Genomic DNA, 21,133 nt, shown 5'->3' with positions numbered 1-21,133 from the left:
ATTGGAATGCTGCAAATTGTGATCATAATTTGAAACCTTTTTTAATCGGCTAAAGCTTCCCATTCTTCATAAGCAGTGCTGAGATTCGACTTTAATGTCTCAATATGCTGTTGAATTTCCTGGAGCTTCATGTAATCCTGATACACTTCAGGCTTGGCCATTTCGGCCTGCTGCACTTCAATCTGCTCCTCAAGGGTTGCAATCTGTACCTCCAGGCTGTCCAGCTTCCGCTGCCGGTTTCTTTCCTCACGCTTCGCCTGCTTCTCCGCCTGGAAGGTGGCAGCTCCGGATTTCTCTGGTGTTGTCTCTACCACGACGGTCTTATTGGCAGCCGCTTGCTGTTCAAGACGTTCCTGGGCAATCTCCTCAAGATCCTGTTTCTTCTGAACATAGTCATCATAATTTCCTAGGAAATGTTGTGTGCCGTCCGGATTCAATTCAATGATCTGCTCTGCCATCTTGTTCAGGAAGTAGCGGTCATGTGAGATGAACAGCAGGGTGCCTTCATAGTCGATCAGAGCAGACTCCAGCACTTCCTTGCTGAACAGATCCAGATGGTTCGTCGGCTCATCGAGAATGAGAACGTTGGACTCTTGCAGCATCAGCTTGGCAAGCGAGACACGTGCTTTTTCCCCGCCGCTCAAGGAACTGATCTTCTTGGTCACATCATCTCCGCTGAACAGGAAATTACCAAGCACAGTCCGAATACGCGCCTCCTCCATGTGAGGATACTCGCTCCACAGCTCTTCAAGCACGGTATTTTGCGGATTAAGGCCGGTCTGCTCCTGATCGTAGTAGCCTACCTTAATCTTGGTGCCCCAGTTAATAGTCCCGGTTCGTGGATTCATCTGTCCGGTGAGACATTTCAGTAATGTAGATTTGCCAATTCCGTTCGGTCCGATGAGGGCAACTGTCTCGCCGCGGCGCAGATCAAATTGGGCATGCTCGAACAGCGGCTTGCTGGGATCCTCGAAGCTTACCGAGAGGTCTCGAACCTGGAGCACCTCTTTGCCGGACATATAAGCGATGTCAAATGAGAAGTGTGCCTTCTTCAGCTCGCCCTGCGGACGATCCAGACGGTCCATTTTCTCCAGTGCCTTGCGCCGGCTCTGGGCTCTCTTGGTCGTAGATGCACGGACGATATTCCGCTGTACAAAAGCCTCCATCTTCGCGATTTCATCCTGCTGCTTCTCATATTGCTTCAGCTGAGACTCGTATTCTGCAGCTTTGATCTCCATATAGCGGCTGTAATTGCCTGTATATTTCTTGGAGCGATGACGTTCGATTTCGACGATGCTCGTTACCAGCCGGTCAAGAAAATACCGGTCATGGGATACGACGAGCAGTGCGCCGGAGTAACTGCGAAGATAGTCTTCGAGCCAGGTCAGTGTTTCGATATCCAGATGGTTCGTCGGCTCATCCAGCATGAGCAGATCCGGAGCCAGGAGCAATATTCGGGCAAGTGCCAGTCTTGTCTTCTGACCGCCGCTAAGTGTAGATATCTTCGTGTCCGCCGGAAATTCGCCAAATCCCATCCCGTGCAGCACGCTGCGAATCTTCGTTTCAATCTCGTAACCGCCCCGGTCCTTGAACCAATCGGAACGTCTGGCGTATCGCTCCAGTAATTCTGCGTATTTCTTCTCGTCTTCCATATACTTCGGATCCGAGATCTGCTGCTCCATGCGCCGAAGCTCAGCTTCTGCTTCAATCAGATCCGCGAATACCTTGCGCATCTCCTCCCAGATCGTTCCGTCTGATTCAAGACCGCTGTTCTGAGCGAGATATCCGAGCGTGGTTTCCTTGGCTTTGAAGATCTGCCCGCCGTCGTAGGACATTTCTCCTGCGAGGATCTTCAGCAGTGTGGATTTGCCTGCGCCGTTGACACCGACGAGTCCGATGCGTTCACGCTCTAATATTTGTAGGCTGACACCTTCTAGAATACTGTCAATGCCGTATCTTTTAATAATTCCACTAGCCTGAAAAAGCATGATGGTTCCTCCGTTAATGTAATCTTCGTTCTGTAGCTGAATAGGGCTGTAAACATACTATTTCTAGTGTACATGAAAAAGGGAAGCTTTGCATCGCATAGAACAGGTTAAAACATTTAAGCACCGTGTTTTCTTCTGTTGATTCTCTCCTTGAGGCTTATAGTCTTTTCTTCGAATAGATGATAAACTAAAAAATGAAAAGAAAGCATGTAATCCATTTCATATTACTTGAAATGAACTTCAGCAGAATCATATGTATATCTCACTGAAATGATGAATTTGAACCTATATATAGACAAGCTGTACCGATTTGATCTATATATCCATTTGATCAGACCTGCTCAGGGGATTATGAAATGGATTTAAACTTTTTCATTCCATTTGATGAAGAATAGACTGGAAGGTGCGTAATCCAATGGAGATGGACCAACTGCAAGGCCTCAAGAAGCAGCTTCGTTCTAAGATGCATCAAATTCGAGATGCCCTATCCATTGACGTACGACTCCAAATCTCTGAGCAGCTCTGCCAACACGCGATTCATGAGATAGAGCAGCTGAGAGTACTTACGAATAAGGACAGACTGGTCATCTTCTCTTATATTGCATACCGCAGTGAAGCCGATACTGCCCCGATCCTTAAGTATGGTTTTGAGCAGCAGGATATTGTTCTCGTTCCTAGAGTAAACGAGAATTCCTCTCTAATGGAGCTTCGGCGAATTCATGGGATGCAGGATGTTCAGCCTGGCAGATGGGGGATTCTAGAACCTGCTGCCCACACGGAGGTATGGGAACGAGAGCGATGGACAGACATCGATCTCGTTATTGTGCCGGGACTCGCCTATGATCTTCAAGGCGGCCGAATCGGATACGGTGGAGGCTATTACGACCGGTTCGCTGGAGAGGTTCGTGCTAGAGTTCTTGCGTCCAAGTTGTCTGGTAAGCAGGTGCCGGAGCAGATGAAAAATCAGGTGACAGAGCCCGTATATGCAGGGCTTGTACTGCCTGGACAGCTGCTTCCTGCAGGAGAGATCCCCATGGAGCCGCAGGACTTCAGATTGAACCTGCTGTTCACGGAGCACGGTGTATTACATATACAATGAACGAAGGAAAGTGATGAGTCATGAATATGAATTCAGGAGAAGGACAGGCGGGGAACGGTTCATTTACGCATTTTAACGAGCAGGGCCGTGCACGCATGGTGGATATATCCGGGAAGGCGGTAACCGCGAGGACAGCCGTTGCCGAATCCAGGCTCACGATGGCAGAGACCACACTGCAGGCGATCAAGGAAGGCCGGATTGGTAAAGGCGATGTGCTCGCCGTAGCTCAGGTGGCTGGAATTCAGGGTGCGAAGAGAACCTCGGACTGGATTCCAATGTGTCATCCGCTTCCGCTCACAGGTGTGAATATCTCCTTCAGCGATAATGGCGTGAATGAATTGTATATTGAAGTAACGGTGAAGACAGAAGGAAAAACCGGTGTGGAGATGGAAGCTTTAACAGCAGCATCTGCTGCCGCACTGACCATATATGATATGTGTAAGGCATTACAGAAAGATATGGTGATCGGGCCTACACAGCTCGTATCCAAAACAGGCGGTAAAAACGGAGATTATTATTCCAAATAGGGGGAAGGGTGATCTTATGTTGTGGAAGACAGCGATCCTGACGGCAAGTGACAAAGGAGCGCGAGGAGAACGGGAAGATACAAGTGCACAGGTCATCCGTGAACTAGTGGAGGAAGAGCTCGGCGGAGAAATTATCGAGTATCGCATCGTCCCTGATGAGCCGGATGAGATCATTGCGGCGCTTATTGAAATGACCGATTATTTTCATGCGGACCTTGTCCTTACGACGGGCGGAACTGAGCTTGCAATAAGGGATGTCACGCCAGAAGCGACACGTAGAATCATAGACCGTGAAGTTCCAGGAATGGCGGAAGCGATGCGGAGTACGGTCCTCCAGAAGAATCGGGCAGCCATGCTGTTCAGAGGGATCGTCGGTATTCGCGGGAGAACGCTGATTGTGAATCTGCCGGGTACACCGAAGGGGGTTCATGAGAATCTCGCTGCGATTATGGATCAGCTTCCTGAAGCGCTGCTAATGGTCACAGGACAATTCAGACAACCAGATTTATAGTACAAATAGGACGTATGGCTGAATAAGCTCATTTTTCTAGATTGTTGAGATATGGTCTATGTATGTGTTTGCATTTATGATATGATTCAAATCAGATAGACTTGGATTTTATTGGATACATATCCATACACAAGAAGGAGGAGCAGGAATGCCGAATATCGGACCTACAGGCTTTATTCTCATCGTCGTTGTTGCTTTGCTGCTGTTTGGACCTAATAAGCTGCCTGAGCTTGGACGGGCAGTGGGCAGAACCTTCCGGGAATTCAAGAATGGCGCACAGGAGATTATGTCGGATGACAGTTCTTCTTCCAGGAAGGAATCTGGCACAGCAGCATCGAAGATAGAGGAGACGAAGGCAACTACGGTGGAGGACAAGCGTCTGCCGGAATAACGTGCCCATGACACTTTTTATGTACACAGAATGAAGCAGCACCCCTTCTCTTTTAGAAGGGTTTTGTTTTTTCTATCATGTGAGAGCAGAGAGGGAGTGTATTCAAGATGTCGGAACTCAAAGAGGGAATGTCGCTGGTAGATCACCTGGGGGAGCTTAGAAGACGTCTTGTTGCGGTGCTGGCCGTTTTTGTCCTGGGACTGGTGGGTGGTTTCTTTGTCAGTGATCCGATCTACACGTATTTAACGCAAGAGGGGCCGATCGCAAGTTATGATATTGAGCTTCATGCTTTGACCTTATGGGATGGACTTAGTATGTATATGAAGATTGCGCTGCTCTTTTCATTAATCGTTACGCTTCCCTTCACAGCCTATCAGGTGTGGAAATTTGTTAGTCCCGGTCTTAAGCCTCATGAACAGAAAGCCACGCTCCGCTACATTCCTTACGTCTTCTTACTGTTTCTTGTGGGGATCGCGTTCTCCTATTTCGTTGTCTTTCCCATGGCCGTAGGCTTTACCAATAAGATCAATGTCAGCTTGGGCCTGGTAGAAACGTACGGTATGGCACAGTTCTTCACATTTATGTTCAATCTGATCCTTCCTATATCGCTGCTGTTCGAGCTGCCCGTCATCGTCATGTTCCTGACAAAACTAAGAATTATTAATCCACTTCGGCTCAAGAAAATGCGCAAAATTTCATACTTCGTGCTGGTCGTCATCGCTGTATTCGTTACTCCGCCTGATTTTATCTCGGATGTTATTGTGATTATTCCTCTGATTCTTCTTTATGAATTCAGTGTGTTCTTATCTGCAGTCGTCTACCGCAAGCAGCTCGAAGAGAAGGAAGAGTATGAAGCGAGATATGTGAAGCTGGATTCGGGTGAGAAAGCTTAATTCTCCGGGCATATTTTAGACAGCGATGGATAGAATGGTAGAGGGCTTGCCAGCGGATGGACAAAACTTCATCTGAATTTGTTTAAAAGGACTTGAAATCAGTCTCTAATTTCAGTATCATGAAATTGGTTGTTAGCACTGACGACTGTCGAGTGCTAATAGTAAGTGCAGCAACCGTAACATATGTAACAATATCAATTAAGGAGGCTATTTTTCATGATCAGACCTTTAGGTGAACGCGTATTGGTAGAACCGATCGAACAAGAACAAACAACAGCTCTAGGAATCGTACTTCCGGATTCTGCTAAGGAAAAACCGCAAGAGGGCAAAATTATTGCTGTTGGCGCTGGAAGCTTGAAAGATGGAGTTCGTGTTCCTCTTGAAGTAAAAGAAGGCGACCGCGTAATCTTCTCCAAATATGCTGGCACAGAGATCAAATATGAAGGTAAAGAATATTTGATTATGAAAGAAAGCGACATTCACGCCATTCTTGGTTAATACAAGGGATCGTGAATAAGTTTGAATTCAGCAGCTTACTCGTAGTATTCGGTATTTGAACTTACACTTAATATGACCGCTCTTACGCGGCTGTACTTAGAATATGGTATATACATTATTAGGGAGGTTTTTCACCAATGGCAAAAGATATTAAATTCAGTGAAGACGCTCGCCGTTCCATGCTTCGTGGTGTGGACGCTTTGGCTAATGCAGTAAAAGTAACGCTCGGACCAAAAGGACGCAACGTCGTTCTTGAGAAAAAATTCGGCAGCCCGCTCATCACAAATGACGGTGTAACGATTGCAAAAGAAATCGAGCTGGAAGATGCATTTGAGAACATGGGTGCTCAGCTGGTTAAAGAAGTTGCAACCAAAACCAACGATGTAGCTGGTGACGGTACAACGACGGCAACTGTACTTGCTCAAGCTCTGATTACAGAAGGTCTGAAGAACGTAACTGCGGGCGCTAGCCCAATCGGTATCCGTAAAGGGATCGACAAAGCGGTTCGTGCAGCAGTAGAAGAACTGCGCAGCATCTCCAAGCCGGTGGAGAACAAGCAATCCATCGCTCAAGTTGCGGCAATCTCCGCAGCTGACGAAGAAGTAGGCGAACTGATCGCTGAAGCTATGGAAAAAGTGGGTAACGACGGTGTTATCACTGTTGAAGAATCCCGTGGATTCGAAACAGAGCTTGAAGTGGTTGAAGGTATGCAGTTCGACCGCGGATACATTTCTCCGTACATGATTACAGACACTGACAAAATGGAAGCTGTCCTCGACAATCCTTACATTTTGATCACTGACAAGAAGATCACAAACACGCAAGAAATCTTGCCTGTACTTGAGAAGATCGTTCAACAATCCAAACCACTTCTCTTGATCGCAGAAGACATCGAAGGCGAAGCGCAAGCGATGCTGATCGTGAACAAACTGCGCGGTACATTCAATGCAGTAGCAGTTAAAGCTCCTGGATTTGGTGACCGTCGTAAAGCCATGCTGCAAGATATCGCTGCTCTGACTGGCGGCCAAGTGATCACAGAAGAACTGGGTCTTGACCTGAAAACAGCTTCTATCGATCAACTGGGTACAGCTCGTCAAGTACGTGTGACTAAAGAAAACACAATCATCGTTGACGGTGCAGGAAGCAAAGAAGACATCGATGCACGTGTTAAACAAATTCGTTCCCAATTGGAAGAAACGACTTCCGAATTCGATAAAGAGAAATTGCAAGAGCGTCTGGCTAAACTGGCTGGCGGCGTAGCTGTTATCAAAGTCGGTGCAGCAACAGAAACTGAGCTCAAAGAGCGTAAACTGCGTATCGAAGATGCGCTGAACGCAACTCGCGCGGCAGTTGAAGAAGGTATCGTATCTGGTGGTGGTACTGCCCTAGTTAACGTATACGGCGCTGTATCCGCGGTTGCTGATCAATTGCAAGGTGACGAGCAAACAGGTGTGAACATCGTGCTTCGCGCGCTTGAAGCTCCAATCCGTACAATCGCTGCAAACGCAGGTGAAGAAGGTTCCGTAATCGTGGACCGTCTGAAACGCGAAGAAGTTGGCGTAGGCTACAACGCAGCTAACGGCGAGTGGGTAAACATGATCGACGCTGGTATCGTTGACCCTGCCAAAGTAACTCGTTACGCACTGCAAAACGCAGCTTCCGTAGCAGCGATGTTCTTGACGACTGAAGCGGTTATCGCTGATAAGCCAGAACCAGCAGCTCCTGCAGCTCCAGACATGGGCGGCATGGGTGGAATGGGCGGCATGATGTAATAAGGGCCTTGAAGCCTTGATTTATAAGGGTTTGTGAATGTGGGGAAGGCCATTTTCCACTTAAGGTAGTAAAAAATTAGAGACCTTTCATTAGTTGAGCAAACTTTTGAGAGGTCTCTTTTTTCATTTTTTCAGTAACGTGGCGATAAGTGTTCCTTGTAGTATCGTCTTCCGTGTGACCCAATCTTTCCATAATGTCTTCCAATACGACTCCTGCTTCTGCAAGCAAGGAGGTATGTGTATGACGATATCCTCTACAACAATGGTAGGAACAGAACCCATTGTTTTCGGTGTGCCTAATTCGAACTGCATGGTATTATTCCTTGGATTGTAGTACGTTTTGACAATTCTAATGCTGCTTTTCCTGAAATCAATATCTGACCACTGAAGTGACACTATTTCATCGACGCGCATTCCTGTGTAGGCCAGGACTAGGAAGATTAAATAATCCATCTCCAATCCTTTTTTGTCGGATGTATCGAGGAATAATGCGAGCTCTTCTTTTTCCATGTACTTTGGAACTTCAGGCTCCTTTAATTCTTCGAGGGTCTTTTCTAATTAGATCTTTTTCAATCGCCTTTTTGAAAATCATACGTCCCGTGCGATGTACCCCATCCACTGTGTTACCAGTGTAACTTTTCTTTAAAGCATATAAAGCCTGTATGTACATTTCTGCTTTCCTCGATATACGCTCCATGTCTTACCTCATACAAAAGTTCATTGGTTACGTCATGAGCTTCCTCTTGTGTTTGAAAGCCACTTCTTTGTTTTGTCTTCTTTCCCCTCATACTGGATCTGGGCCTAAGTCTACTGTAAAGGCATACTTAGCACCGCACGTGCATTTTTTCTTTTTTCCCTTGCCACCACATGTACAATGCTTGTATTCCTGAAAATCCTTATATGCCAAATAAGCAGAAGTCAGTTCCATTACGCTGGAATAGCGTTTGTTCACAATCTCCTTCAGTTCGTTGTTGATTGTCTGCCCGATCGCAACTGTTTAAAACCATATTGACAATAACCTAGTTATCCCATAGGATATAGTTAACTGACTGACTGATCAATCGGGAGGGTATTGAAATGTCCAAAGTAAATGATAAGGAACCTGGAGAAGAACGCCGGGATCAGATTATACGTATTGCGATGCAGCGATTTGCGACTCATGGGTATCACCAGACCAAGATATCGGATATTGTTCGTGAAGCTGGTGTAGCTCAAGGGACGTTTTATTGGCATTTTAAGAGTAAGGAAGCCATCGCTGAAGAGATTGTGTTAACAGGCAGAGAGAAACTGCTTGAAGCGATCGGTCAGGGTTATCGAAAGGATGCAGGATCGGTTGAGGATATGGTCAAGGCGTCAGAGCGATTGTTCATCCGCTTGTTCTCTTTTGCCGCAGATAACCGTTACTTTATGGAGCTGCTGCTGAAAGGTGTCGTGACCGAAGAATCGGTACGTCGTCTGGTCGAGGACACACGCGGTGCTGTGGAGTCGGCTTTCCGGCATAACATGGAACGTGCCATAGAGCTGGGCATGCTGCCACCTTCAATGGATGTGCCTGTACGGGCTGCTCTACTGGTGAGCATGATCGAAGGCATGATCTCCCGCTGGCTGTTTGGCTCTGTGGAGCTGCATGAAGGCATATCGGCCAAGACAGCTGAATCGCTCGCTGCGGAAGCATCCAGCTTTGAATTTTACGGTTTGCTGGGGACGTAATGATGTGCTGTATATAGGGCTTTTTTACATGATTGGACATAAGCAGGGAATAATGGATACAACTAATAAGTACATGAATGAGAGGAAGTTAACATGATGAATAATGGAACACCAAGTAACGGCAAAAAGATGCGCAAAAGTTGGATGCTGACGGCAATTCTGCTTATGGTTGTACTGGTTGTAAGTGCATGCGGAAGCAAAACAACCGACAATGGCAGCAGTAATGGAGCACAAGCAAGTAATGAACTGGAACAGATCAAGTCAGCGGGCACCATGAAAGTGGGTATGATGGGTACATACCGTCCATACAACTTCCTGAATGACAACAAGGAGATGGATGGTTTTGATGCAGATATCGCACGTGAGGTTGCCAAGCGCCTTGGGGTTGAAGTTGAGTTTGTCTCCCAGGAATTCTCTGGCCTGACACCAAGCCTGCAATCGAAAAAGATTGATGCCATTATCAGCCAGATGACGATCACCGATGAACGGAAACAGGCGCTCGATTTCAGTGAAGGGTATATTACAAACCAAGTCAAAATCATTGTGAAAAACGATAATAACGATATTACTAAACTCGAAGATTTCAAAGGGAAAACGATTGGCGTAGGTCTGGGCACAAATGATGAAACTTATCTGCGTAACGAAGTGCTGCCGAAAGTGGGAGACTTCACCATTAAGACGTATGACGATGTCATCACATCGCTTAAGGATCTGGATGCAGGACGCATTGATGCAACAATCAACAACCTCTACGCGCTTAAACCCATTATTGATTCCAACGGATTCAAGATTAAGGCTGTAGGTGAACCGATTAAGAGTGACCAAGCCGGTATTGCTGTTCGGAAAAATAATCCGGAACTTGTTGCAGCGCTGAACGAAGCCCTTCAAGGCATGAAAGATGATGGTACGTACAATACTATTTTCAAAAAATGGTTTGGTGAAGAGCCCGCGCAATAATGACCGGCAAGGCGAAGGGAAGTTTGATCCATGGAACTGGTATTTGAGAATATCCCCTTCTTTTTGAAGGGGGCATATTACACGCTTTATGTGACCATAATTTCAATGTTTTTTGCATTTTTGATCGGTGTAATTGTAGCTGTTGTCCGGCTGAAAGGCCCACTATGGCTTCGGATGATCGCACGATTCTACGTATCCATCATGCGGGGAACCCCGCTGTTGGTGCAATTATTTGTTATCTATTACGGATTGGTCGATTATGGTGTAACCCTGGGATCGCTCACAGCCGCCTGTCTAGGACTGAGTTTGAATGCAGGCGCATTCCTGTCTGAGACATTCCGGGGTGCCATTCAGGCAGTACCGAAAGGGCAGACAGAGGCGGCTTATGCTACAGGGATGACCCCTTTTCAAACCATGAAGCGGATCGTGTTTCCTCAGGCTGTCCGGATTGCCATTCCACCGATGGGGAATACCTTTATTGGTATGCTGAAGGAAACATCACTTGTAGCAACGATCGGTGTAACGGAGCTTCTGCGCTCAGCACAGCTTCTGGTATCGCAATATGCTTTGAATATGCCGTTTTATCTTGCAATTGGTGTGATGTACTGGATTATGAGTATCGGCTTCTCGGCCATTCTGGAACAAGTGGAGCGCCGGTTGGCCCGGGCTTACTGATGGAGGGAGAGAACCGATGATTACAACAACTGGACTGAAGAAACATTTTGGAAAACATGAAGTACTTACGAATATTGATCTGCACGTGAATGAAAAAGATATCGTAGTGCTGTTAGGACCGAGTGGTTCGGGCAAAAGTACGCTGCTTCGCTGTTTGAATGGACTTGAAAAACTGTCTGGCGGAAAGATCGAAGTGAACGGCATTATCGTAGACAGCAATGATCCGCTGCGAGTTCAGCGCTCACGGGTGCTTGAAATCCGCCGTCAGACTGGCATGGTGTTTCAGCAATTCAACCTTTATCCGCACAAAACGGTACTGGGAAATGTGATGGAAGGCCTCGTGACAGTGAAGAAAATCAAGCGCGACGAAGCGGCCGAACGCGGCCGCATTCTGCTGGATCGTGTAGGACTATCGGACAAGCAGGATGCCTATCCATCCCGTTTGTCAGGTGGACAACAGCAGCGTGTTGCGATTGCTCGTGCACTTGCCATGGAACCGGAAGTGATGCTGTTCGATGAGCCGACTTCAGCTCTGGACCCCGAACTTGTAGGCGAGGTTCTTTCGGTCATGAAGGAGTTGGCACAGGAAGGTATGACGATGCTGGTGGTCACGCATGAACTGAGGTTTGCCCGGAATGTGGCCAATAAGATCGTATTTATGGCAGACGGTTCGATCGTGGAAGAAGCCAGTCCACAGGCGTTTTTTGAATATCCGGAACAGGAACGAACACGAAGATTTTTGCAGCAAATTACTGAATTCTAAGTCTTCACGGATATGTACAGATTGTAAACCATTCTAAGAAAGAAGGATAACAACATGAATGTAACAACCGTATGGAAAGGCAAACGCGCTTTTACTTCCGAAGGACCCTCTGGCTATGCCGTAGGCATGGATGCCACAGCTGCTTATGGCGGTGACAGTAAGGGTGCTACACCGATGGAACTGTTGCTTGCTGGTCTTGGAGGATGCATGGGGATTGATATTACGATGATTCTGGATGCCTTCCTGGACAAAATCACCGGAATTGAGATTGAAGCTCAGGGTACACGCAGTGAAGGGATGCCCAAAGGTTTTACGTCCATTGACCTCATCTTCAAAGTCGACGGAGATATCCCGGATTATCGTATCTGGAAAGCCATCCAGATGGCTGAAGAAAAATACTGCGCTGTATCGGCTTCATTGAGCGCGGATATTCATCCTAAGCTGATTCTGAATGGGGTAGAGACACCCCGTCCTTAATTGATCAATAGCTTCAGCAAAAGGGTCGTGCGTTATCACGCCGTCAAGTAAAAAACGTAAATTCGCGTTCAAGATGTTATAGCTTTTCACCTTATGGGCGGCATGATGTAATATAGCCACCCAGTTGCTCAAGTGTTTGAGCAACATAGCAACATCAAAATTTAACATTTGTTTAACGGAGGCTCCTCATAAGTTCACTGAACTTGTCGGGAGCCTCTTTTTTTTGTGGCGGATTTGACGAAAGAGGAATGGCCGAAGGAGGAATAGAGTAAGGAGATGAAGAATGTCTTATTGCAGCGTCAGCATGCTACGAGTAATAGACGACCCTGAAAGTTAGTCTGTTATCCACCTGGTTAGGAAGCAGGAGGAGAAACAAGATCAAGGTGCTGGCTGAAATGGGACCGAATCGAGGCAAAGTAAATATATATATTGACGGACAACTTGTTACGGACTCGCCAATCGATTTATACAGCAGCAAATATAAATACAGATCCACCATTTTTGAATCGGACATTCTGGCATTAGGCGAGCATACGATCAGAGTGGTAAACGCGGGTGAGAAAAATGCACAATCCTCTGGAACCTACGTTTCAATCGATGCGTTCCTGGTCGTCGGTGCTTCAGACGATGAATTTAAGATAGAATAATTTATAAATCGCATCTAAAGCAAAACAAAGGCCGTTCGAATGGATAACGAACGGCCCTTTATTTTTATTTATCACGATTAGTTGCTTTATATTTCATGCCTTGGCTGTCATAAGTGATCCATTCTCCAACAGGCTCACCCTTGTCGAAATAGCCAGAGCGCTTGATTGTGCCATCGATACGATACCACTCCCAGTACCCCTCCGGCTTGTTCTCTACGATCTGCCCTTTTGACCACATTGTTTTTCCATTGGCATGATACTTGATTGTATATCCATCAATTTCTTCCTGTTTTTTTCCCTTAACACCAGTCGGGTGTATTGGTTTGCATTTATCATTCTCCATGCTCTTCCCCCCCTTGTGGTTATCCTGCGTATTAATACCTTCTATATTACCACAAAATTTCGTGATCTCAGGAAGAAGCCGTTGTATTCGCATTAAAATCAGGTGTGGACTTGTACCTCTCCATTTTCGTAAACGAATAAATTACAAAACTTTTTACATAATAAACAAAGCTGAATTGCTAGCTGCTTATTAACATCAATATAAGTGTAAAAGGGTTCGAAAGCGAAGGGGTGCAGTATGATCAAAGTGCGATTAGGGCTGGATAAACTTTCGCCTGCCCAAATTATTGTAGGGTATTATTTGTTAGCCATCCTTATATCTTGTCTATTGTTTAGCCTGCCTGCAGCGTATCGACCCGGAGTAGAAGTGTCTTTTTTTGATACAGTATTCATGGCTGTCAGTGTAGCAACAGACACAGGTATGACTCTGTTTAATATATCGGAGACTTATAGTGTATTCGGATATTTCATTATAATGATCGTATTGCATTTCTCAGGCCTTGGTATTATGGTGATGAACACAGCTCTTTGGCTATTTTTGGGACAGAAAATTGGATTTCGGCAACGGCAGCTTATCATGGTAGATAATAATCAATTCGCACATTCGGGACTCGTTCGATTAGTTAAAGAAATCTTGAAGTTGATCCTATTTATTGAACTCCTCGGGGCACTCATTTATGGAGTTTATTTTATCAATTATTTCCCTACATGGGGGGAAGCATTTCTCCAAGGCTTATTTGCATCCGTTACTGCGACGACAAACGCCGGAATAGATATAACCGGTGAATCTTATATTCCCTTCGCAAATGATTATTTTGTACAACTTCTGACCATTATACAAATTATTATTGGATCCATTGGATTCCCTGTATTAATTGAGGTGAAGGATTATTTATCGAGGAAAAAGTTGAAATATGAGTATTCTTTCCGGTTTTCATTATTCACAAAGTTAACGACGCTTACATATGGCATTCTTATAGTTATTGGGACAGGCCTTATCTTACTACTGGAATTTCAGCATTATTTTAAGGATATGTCATGGCATAAATCTTTTTTTTATGCTTTATTTCAGACGGTATCAACAAGAAGCACTGGATTCTCTACAATGGATATTACACAATTTTCAGTACCTACCCTTATAGTTATAGGTATCTTGATGTTTATAGGGGGTTCTCCCAATTCAATGGGTGGTGGGATTAGGACGACGACATTAGCTTTAAATTTGTTATTTATTTATACTTTTATGAAAGGAAGGCGTTATGTTAAAATTTTTAATCGGGAAATATATCAGGAAGATATTATAAAATCGCTAGCCATTACGCTATTAGCAGTTTTCATATGTGTAGCCTCGATTATTATGATGATTATTTCCGATCCGCAGCAGCAGCTTACGGCTATTTGTTTCGAAGTTTGCTCTGCCTTAGGTACAGTAGGCTTTTCTTTGGGGATTACGCCAGAACTCAGTCATTTTGCCAAAGCCATTCTTATGTTTCTAATGTTTATTGGAAGAATTGGTTTTCCTTCGATCTTTCTGTTCATCAGGGGAAGAAACAATAAGCAAGAAAAATATCGCTATCCGAAAGAGAAACTTATTATAGGTTAGTATCAATTGACTAGCATCATGTTCCCACTATACCTTAGCAATGAAAAGAAAGCCCAATTCCTCTATGAAGTGCACCCCTTAGAATGGACATAGGAAAAACCCCTGGGTTTAACCGATGAAATTTCTAGGGGGTGCATTTTTGCATGGCGATTAAAGGTCAGAAGTTTAAGACATATTCTGAGGAACTCAAATTAGAGGCTATTCGTTTGCACGTAGAAGAAAAATGGACTTATCAACAAATCAAACAATCATTTGGGAATTCAAGATGAGGGACGGATGAAGCGATGGATGCGTAAGTACCGCGATTTTACAACAAAAGACGGCCACAGCGTAAATTAAACAAACTGACGCCGATAGAATTTCGACGTCAGTTTGGATAGGTGTCTTTTTGTTGTAATAAGAGAAGGGCAGAAAATTTCTTTGTACAATAGAAGGAGACCCATCCGGCTGGACAATGTCCAGTCGCATGGGTCTGTTTCCGGTTTACGCTTTTATTTCGCCAGGTATTCGATCAGCCTTACAAAGATAATGGCTACTTCGGCTCGGGTAGCGGTACCTTTAGGGTCAAAGATGTTGTTACCTTTGCCTGTTACAATGTCGATGCCTTGCAGCGCCTTAACGGCCTCCAATGCCCATGTACTGACAACGCTTTCATCTGTGAAGGACTGGGCTTGGTTTTGAGGAATCTCATAACCCTTGTAGTTCATGTAGTTATACAGTATCACTAGCATTTGTTCGCGTGTCATCGATGCATTAGGGTCAAACCGATCTGCGCTTACACCGTGGACTATTCCGTTTTTAGCAGCCCATTTGACTGCCGCCGTGTACCACTGTCCGTCCGTCACGTCGCTAAAGCGGGAACTCGTGTAGTCGGAGCTGCTTACGTTCTCAAGATTGGCCAGTACCTGTACGAACATCGATCGTGTCATTGAGGTGCCCGGTGAGAACGTTGTGGACGTCGTGCCATTGAAAAGACCGAATGTGTAGGCGGCGTTTACGTAGCTGTAGAACCAGTTGTTGTCGTTGACATCATGGAAAGGATTGCCCGATATCACAATGAAGCCAAGAGGGGTGTTGTCATCAAACACAAGCTCTGTACCCTCATGAATGGTCATCGATATACCGTTGTCGCCGGGTAGTGTAACTTCGGCGCGCTTGTCTGCCGGAATGGTCACCTTACCTTTCGAGTCTATAGTTGTGCCTTCAGGCACCTCAAGCTTCGTCCCACCCTTGGTCGTAATCAAGCCACCACCAGGCAGGGTAGTATTGCCGTCTGTGTCAGTGACCGCGGGCTTATCCTGCGGGGTGTTCACGGTGTAGGTCGGCTTCGACGATCCAGTATCTGTCTCGTTGCCCGTATTGACAGGGTTGCCGCCAGAAGGACCAGGTACACCAGAAGGACCAGGTACACCAGAAGGATCCGGTACAGTAGAATTCTCCTTCATCGGTGTCGCCGTCGCAGTTATTTCCGCACTGTCGCCCTTTGCGTTGAACGCGACGACCTTGAAGGTGTAATTTTGCCCGTTCGTCAGGCCACTGAAGGTATGACCGGTCTTCTCAGCACCCAGTGTGACTGGCGTTTCGTTGCCATACCAGACCTTGTAGCCTAATATCGCACTGCCACCGTCGTCAGCCGGAGTAGTCCAGCTCAATGTGACCCGTCTATCGCCCGCCGCCGCTTTAAAGCCGTCCGGAGCACTAGGCACGTCTAGTTTGCTCTGTGCAAACATCCAATCAAAGACGTCTGAGTAGTCATTGTTCCAAGCCGGCAAGTTAGGGGACTGTGCTATCGGAGCTATGCTCCAAGCCTCCTGAGTAAACGGATGGTCCATAGTAATTTCGTTGTAAAGAACCGCCGCTTCTACTTCGTGTGCTATATAGTCAAGCAGGGGAGGTGTGTTGTTCGGATTAGGTCTTAGACCTGGCTGATCGTATTGATTGTATGGCCACGTAAGAGCCTCATTGCTCGAAAAACGAGAAGCCCTTGCGTTGGTTAAACTCGACAGATCATTGTTAATGAAGTTATCAAGCTGCGATGCATTTACTCGAGTGTCATACGTGTTTACAAATATCCAATAGGCCTGGTCTTTATGAGCTTCGTTAGCGCTTGCTGACGGCCCGCCACTCGCAATTCCCAAAGGCGCAGCTGCCGCAAAGAAACCAGGGTATGTGTTAATTAAGGTGTTCGTATACATTCCACCCAATGAAAAGCCAGACACATAAATACGGTTAGGATCTACAAATCCGCTAGCAACCATGTCGTCGATAATCTTCTTAACATCGCCTATTTGTGGAGAAGAACCGCCGCTATAGGAAATATTCAGAATATGGCTGGCATATTTGTCAGGATCCTTTTCCATTTGCTTCATTAGAGCAACGGATCCGTTAGCGGATTTCATAGACGCTTTTTGGTCGATATGCGCCTGTGTGCCGCCGCGCGAAAAGCCGTGGGTATAGACATATAGCGGCATTTTTTGCAACACTTCACCTTCTTCATCCTCGTGAAGATAGAGCGCGTAATTTACGGAATCACTCGTATGTGTTGTGAACTTGTCGAGGATGGTATTCACAACATTCCCCTGTTTATAGACGGCGTTGCTAAGCGGAGCGCCTTCAGTCAGTTCAATCTCGCCTTTTTGAACAATGTTGTAATTTTGCTTGGTTGAGTTACTGTCGTACAGCGTTGTATTACCGCCGACTTCTGTATAAAACTCCAGCTCAACTACAATGTAACGGCCACTTGCCAGTCCGTCCTGATAATCCGGTGAATGGCTTACCTTCCCAAGATAGCCGCGCACTTTCGGTTCGTCATTGGTGTATACTCTTGAGATATTGCGCGTTCCTTCATAGACCACGAAGTCACCGTCCAGGGTCGTGTTTCTAGCTGACACAGTAAACAAGTCCGGATGAAGCCCGGAACCTAACGCTTCTTTCCCTTCGCCGAGGTCAATGATGACCGCCGTTGTGTACTCGCCGCTGGCAAAGTTATCGTTCCATACAATAAAGGGAATCTGATCAGCGGTCGGATCATCTTTAAATGTCACGTGAATTTGATGATCCGCGCTAATATTTGTTAAAGAGAACGTATTATCATTGGATATAGTCACGGTCTCGTCATTTACGGTTACGGTATCTACAATTTTGCCAGTAACCGGAGTAATCGTAAATGTTTTGTCTGAGCCAGGAACGACTCTCAGCACATTGCCGGGTGCGTTCGGTGTGATTTGGCCGCCTGTATCCGCCGAGATGGCGATTGAGAATCGAGTGTCCGCTTCCTCGGCTTCAATGAGTTCCAAGCTGTCTGCAAATGCAGCATGGCCACTAAAACCCGTGTCCGGGTCTCCGAAAGCGGATACAACTTCGTAGCGATCCCCGCCATTTTCCGTCGAATTATTGATATAGATCTCGAAGGTAAACTTGCCTGGCTCCAAGGTCAGGTTTCTTTTTGGAATTCTCATTTCCACGATGTATCCCGTGTCCGTGATTTGGGTCCAAGCAGTTCTGTCCGTATGAGACTGACCTGATAACACGCCCGTCGCACTGACGCGCCATTGGTTTGAACCGCTAGATCCGGAGCCAACATAAAACTCTAAGCTGTCGTACTGATGATTTCCGCCGGATCCCTGATATAGATTGCGATCCTCTACAACTACGCGAGCATATACGTAGTCATTGTCCCAAAGGATTCTGGCTGTACCGGTAGCATGCGGTCTGGGGTCGTCAGGCACAGTGCTTTTGTTGATCGGATATTCCAATGTCTTGGACCACAGCGGGTCGTTGGATCCGAGCTCAGGAGTTCCGAACATGGCGGATGGAGCACTAGGCACGCCTAGTTTGCTCTGTGAGAACATCCAATCAAAGACATCTGAGTAGTCATTGTTCCAAGGCGGCAAGTTAGGGGACTGGGCTATCGGAGCTATGCTCCAAGCCTCCTGAGTAAACGGATGGTCCATAGTAATTTCGTTGTAAAGAACCGCCGCTTCTACTTCGTGTGCTATATAGTCAGGAAGGGGAGGTGTGTTGCCCGGATTGGGTCTCAGACCCCGCTGATCATATTGATTGTATGGCCACGTAAGAGCCTCATTGCTCTCAAAGTTCGAAGCTCTCGCATTGGTCATTTTCGGCATATTCGTATTTATGAAGTTATTAAGGTTGGTTTGGTATGTTCCTACGTTGTGAACATTTAAGAACATCCAATAAGCCAGGTCGCTGTGAATGTCGTTGTCGTTCGCGTTCGGTGAGCCGCTTACCGGGGCCATAGGTGCTGCCGCTGCAAAGAAGCCAGGGTAGTCGTTAATTAATCTGTTCGTATATTGACCGCCCCATGAGAAGCCTGCAGCGTAAATACGGTTAGGGTCTACTGCCCCGCTGGAAATCAGGTCATCGATCACCTTCTTCACATTGGCTGTGGATGGAGTAGAAATGCCATTATAGGAGATATTCAGTATATGGCTGGCATATTTAGTAGGGTTATCTTCCATTTTCTTCATTAAAGCGACAGAACCGTTAGCGGATTTCATAGACGCTTTTTGGTCTGTCTCAGCACTTGTGCCACCGCGACTCATGCCGTGGGTATAGACATATAGTGGTAACTTCTGCAACACTTCACCGTTTTCATCGGTGTGAAGGTAGAGTGCACGATTGACTGAATCGCCCGTAGGTGTTGTAAACTTGTCAAGAATTGTATTCACAACAGTTTCCTGTTTAAAGACAGCGGAGTTAAGCGGAGCGCCTTCAGCCAGCTCGATCTCGCCATTTTGCACAATATTGTAATTTTGCTTGGTTGAGTTACTGTTGTACAGCGTAGTACTACCGCCGACTTCTGTATAAAACTCCAGCTCAACTACGATGTAACGGCCACTTGCCAGTCCGTCCTCATAATCCGGTGAATGGCTTACCTTTCCAAGATAGCCGCGAACCTTTGGTTCGTCATTGGCGTATACTCTTGAGATTTTGCGCGTTCCTTGATAGACTACGGAGTCGCCGGCCAGGGTGGTATTTCTAGCTGACACGGTAAACAAGTCCGGATTAAGTTTGGAACCTAACGCTTCTTTCCCTTCGCCGAGGTCAATGATGACCGCCGTTGTATATTCGCCGCTGGCAAAGTTGTCATTCCATACGATAAAAGGAATCTGATCAGCAGTCGGATCATCTTTAAATGTCACGTGAATGATATGATCAGCGCTAATATTTGTTAAAGAAAAAGTATGATCATCGGATATAGTTACAGGTTCGCCATCTACCGTAACGGTATCTACAATTTTGCCGTGAACAGGAAGAACCGTAAATGTTTTGTCTGAGCCAGGCATGACTCTCAGCACATTGCCGGGTGCGTTCGGCGTGACTTGGCCGCCTGTATCCGTCGAGACGGTGATTGAGAATCTAGTGTCCGCTTCCTCGGCTTCAATGAGCTCCAAGCTGTCCGCAAATGCAGCATGGCCCCCATAACCCGTGTCCGGATCTCCGAAAGCGGATACAACTTCGTAGCGATCCCCGCCATTTTCCGTCGAGTTATTGATATAAACCTCAAAGGTAAACTTGCCCGGCTCTAGGGTCAAGTTTCTTTTTGGGAGTCTCATTTCCACAATGTATCCAGTGTCCGTGAGTTGAGTCCACGCAGCTCTGCCGGGATCAGACTGCCCTGAAAACACGCCTGTCGAACTGACGCGCCATTGATTTGAACCACTGGATCCGGTGCCAACATAGAACTCTATGCTGTCGTATTGGTGATCTCCGCCGGGTCCCTGATATAGATTGCTATCCTCTACCATTACACGAGCATACACGTAATCATTGTCCCAAAGGATCCTGGCTGTGCCGGTAGCATGCGGTCTGGGGTCGTCAGGCACAGTGCTTTTGTTGATTGGATACTCCATTGTCTTGGACCACAGCGGGTCGTTGGATCCGAGCTCAGGTGTTCCGAACATGGCGGTCGGTGTTTCAGTCGCTTCTGCGTTCTCCGTGTTGTCCGTATCGGCGGCAAAGCTGACAGGCGTTAGCGGCGTCAACATTACCAAGCAACAGAGGAACGAGAGCATTTTGCTGAATCGTTTTGACATCAATGAATCCTCCTTATTTTCGATCCGGTACGCCCAGCCCAGGGCTTACCTGTCGTATTTGGATAAGCTGCCACAAATTTACAACTGATCCCCAATATACGATATAATTTAGGTATGTCTTTTTCAATACACGAATTAAAGATGTTTCCCCTTAAAACATGGAATCGCTTACTTTGGAAATTGAATTAAAAAAAGTATGACGTAAATCGAATGAGTGCTGA

19 protein-coding genes and 1 pseudogene are annotated in these 21,133 nt (G+C 46.3%); 15 read left to right on the top strand and 5 right to left on the bottom strand.

The window, feature by feature from the left end:
- Window positions 1-41: 41 nt before the first annotated feature.
- On the bottom strand, window positions 42-1,988 hold the full coding sequence (locus BLW49_RS18465) for an ABC-F family ATP-binding cassette domain-containing protein (protein ID WP_076312008.1): 1,947 nt from the start codon (window positions 1,986-1,988) through the stop codon (window positions 42-44).
- Window positions 1,989-2,403: 415 nt separating this feature from the next.
- Between BLW49_RS18465 and BLW49_RS18460 the strand changes: the two genes are divergently transcribed.
- From BLW49_RS18460 to groL, 7 genes are all read left to right on the top strand, one after another.
- Entirely contained in the window at window positions 2,404-3,087 is a 684-nt protein-coding gene (locus BLW49_RS18460) for a 5-formyltetrahydrofolate cyclo-ligase (protein ID WP_090726071.1), read from the top strand.
- A 20-nt stretch (window positions 3,088-3,107) separates the two neighbouring features.
- Window positions 3,108-3,614: a cyclic pyranopterin monophosphate synthase MoaC gene (gene moaC, locus BLW49_RS18455; protein ID WP_076312007.1), complete on the top strand. Its 507-nt coding sequence runs from the start codon at window positions 3,108-3,110 to the stop codon at window positions 3,612-3,614.
- Between the two features lie 16 nt (window positions 3,615-3,630).
- Window positions 3,631-4,125, top strand: coding sequence for a MogA/MoaB family molybdenum cofactor biosynthesis protein (locus BLW49_RS18450; protein ID WP_047912169.1), 495 nt, complete (start codon window positions 3,631-3,633; stop codon window positions 4,123-4,125).
- A 148-nt stretch (window positions 4,126-4,273) separates the two neighbouring features.
- Window positions 4,274-4,516, top strand: coding sequence for a twin-arginine translocase TatA/TatE family subunit (locus BLW49_RS18445; RefSeq protein WP_076312006.1), 243 nt, complete (start codon window positions 4,274-4,276; stop codon window positions 4,514-4,516).
- A 107-nt stretch (window positions 4,517-4,623) separates the two neighbouring features.
- Window positions 4,624-5,409 (top strand): twin-arginine translocase subunit TatC, encoded by a 786-nt coding sequence (gene tatC, locus BLW49_RS18440; RefSeq protein WP_076312005.1) that lies wholly within the window; start codon window positions 4,624-4,626, stop codon window positions 5,407-5,409.
- Between the two features lie 216 nt (window positions 5,410-5,625).
- Window positions 5,626-5,907 (top strand): co-chaperone GroES, encoded by a 282-nt coding sequence (gene groES / locus BLW49_RS18435; protein ID WP_047912166.1) that lies wholly within the window; start codon window positions 5,626-5,628, stop codon window positions 5,905-5,907.
- Window positions 5,908-6,044: 137 nt separating this feature from the next.
- Window positions 6,045-7,679 carry a chaperonin GroEL gene (gene groL, locus BLW49_RS18430; RefSeq protein WP_076312004.1) on the top strand — a complete coding sequence of 545 codons (1,635 nt, stop codon included), beginning with the start codon at window positions 6,045-6,047 and terminating at the stop codon, window positions 7,677-7,679.
- Window positions 7,680-7,755: 76 nt separating this feature from the next.
- Here groL and BLW49_RS29510 read toward each other — a convergent pair whose 3' ends face one another.
- On the bottom strand, window positions 7,756-7,884 hold the full coding sequence (locus tag BLW49_RS29510; protein ID WP_371264579.1) for a hypothetical protein: 129 nt from the start codon (window positions 7,882-7,884) through the stop codon (window positions 7,756-7,758).
- A gap of 176 nt (window positions 7,885-8,060) precedes the next feature.
- Window positions 8,061-8,132, bottom strand: a pseudogene (locus BLW49_RS29505) (hypothetical protein); the annotation flags it as partial.
- 624 nt (window positions 8,133-8,756) lie between these two features.
- Between BLW49_RS29505 and BLW49_RS18420 the strand changes: the two are divergent.
- The 6 genes from BLW49_RS18420 (at window position 8,757) to BLW49_RS18395 (ending at window position 12,908) form a co-directional block, all read left to right on the top strand.
- Window positions 8,757-9,389, top strand: a complete 633-nt coding sequence (locus BLW49_RS18420; RefSeq protein WP_076312001.1) for a TetR/AcrR family transcriptional regulator — start codon at window positions 8,757-8,759, stop codon at window positions 9,387-9,389.
- A 129-nt stretch (window positions 9,390-9,518) separates the two neighbouring features.
- Window positions 9,519-10,346: a substrate-binding periplasmic protein gene (locus tag BLW49_RS18415; protein ID WP_371264592.1), complete on the top strand. Its 828-nt coding sequence runs from the start codon at window positions 9,519-9,521 to the stop codon at window positions 10,344-10,346.
- A 30-nt stretch (window positions 10,347-10,376) separates the two neighbouring features.
- Entirely contained in the window at window positions 10,377-11,021 is a 645-nt protein-coding gene (locus tag BLW49_RS18410; RefSeq protein ID WP_076312000.1) for an amino acid ABC transporter permease, read from the top strand.
- 16 nt (window positions 11,022-11,037) lie between these two features.
- The gene (locus BLW49_RS18405; protein WP_090726068.1) at window positions 11,038-11,784 is read left to right on the top strand and encodes an amino acid ABC transporter ATP-binding protein; all 747 of its coding nucleotides are present in this window, start codon (window positions 11,038-11,040) and stop codon (window positions 11,782-11,784) included.
- A gap of 54 nt (window positions 11,785-11,838) precedes the next feature.
- The gene (locus BLW49_RS18400; RefSeq protein WP_076311998.1) at window positions 11,839-12,261 is read left to right on the top strand and encodes an OsmC family protein; all 423 of its coding nucleotides are present in this window, start codon (window positions 11,839-11,841) and stop codon (window positions 12,259-12,261) included.
- A 395-nt stretch (window positions 12,262-12,656) separates the two neighbouring features.
- A complete protein-coding gene (locus BLW49_RS18395; protein WP_143042134.1) occupies window positions 12,657-12,908 on the top strand; it encodes a hypothetical protein in 252 nt (83 codons plus the stop codon).
- 64 nt (window positions 12,909-12,972) lie between these two features.
- Here BLW49_RS18395 and BLW49_RS18390 read toward each other — a convergent pair whose 3' ends face one another.
- Window positions 12,973-13,251, bottom strand: coding sequence for a toxin-antitoxin system YwqK family antitoxin (locus BLW49_RS18390; RefSeq protein ID WP_090726064.1), 279 nt, complete (start codon window positions 13,249-13,251; stop codon window positions 12,973-12,975).
- Window positions 13,252-13,488: 237 nt separating this feature from the next.
- On the opposite strand from BLW49_RS18390, the gene BLW49_RS18385 reads away from it, so the two are divergent.
- Both BLW49_RS18385 and BLW49_RS29255 read left to right on the top strand, forming a co-directional pair.
- Window positions 13,489-14,853 (top strand): TrkH family potassium uptake protein, encoded by a 1,365-nt coding sequence (locus BLW49_RS18385; RefSeq protein WP_090726062.1) that lies wholly within the window; start codon window positions 13,489-13,491, stop codon window positions 14,851-14,853.
- 143 nt (window positions 14,854-14,996) lie between these two features.
- Entirely contained in the window at window positions 14,997-15,122 is a 126-nt protein-coding gene (locus tag BLW49_RS29255; RefSeq protein ID WP_256209849.1) for a hypothetical protein, read from the top strand.
- Window positions 15,123-15,344: 222 nt separating this feature from the next.
- Here BLW49_RS29255 and BLW49_RS18380 read toward each other — a convergent pair whose 3' ends face one another.
- Window positions 15,345-20,912: a sugar-binding protein gene (locus BLW49_RS18380; RefSeq protein WP_090726060.1), complete on the bottom strand. Its 5,568-nt coding sequence runs from the start codon at window positions 20,910-20,912 to the stop codon at window positions 15,345-15,347.
- Window positions 20,913-21,133 lie beyond the last annotated feature (221 nt).

It is taken from the genome of Paenibacillus sp. PDC88 (assembly GCF_900106725.1).
Taxonomy (GTDB): domain Bacteria; phylum Bacillota; class Bacilli; order Paenibacillales; family Paenibacillaceae; genus Paenibacillus; species Paenibacillus shunpengii.
This window is presented reverse-complemented; position numbering and strand designations above follow the sequence as displayed.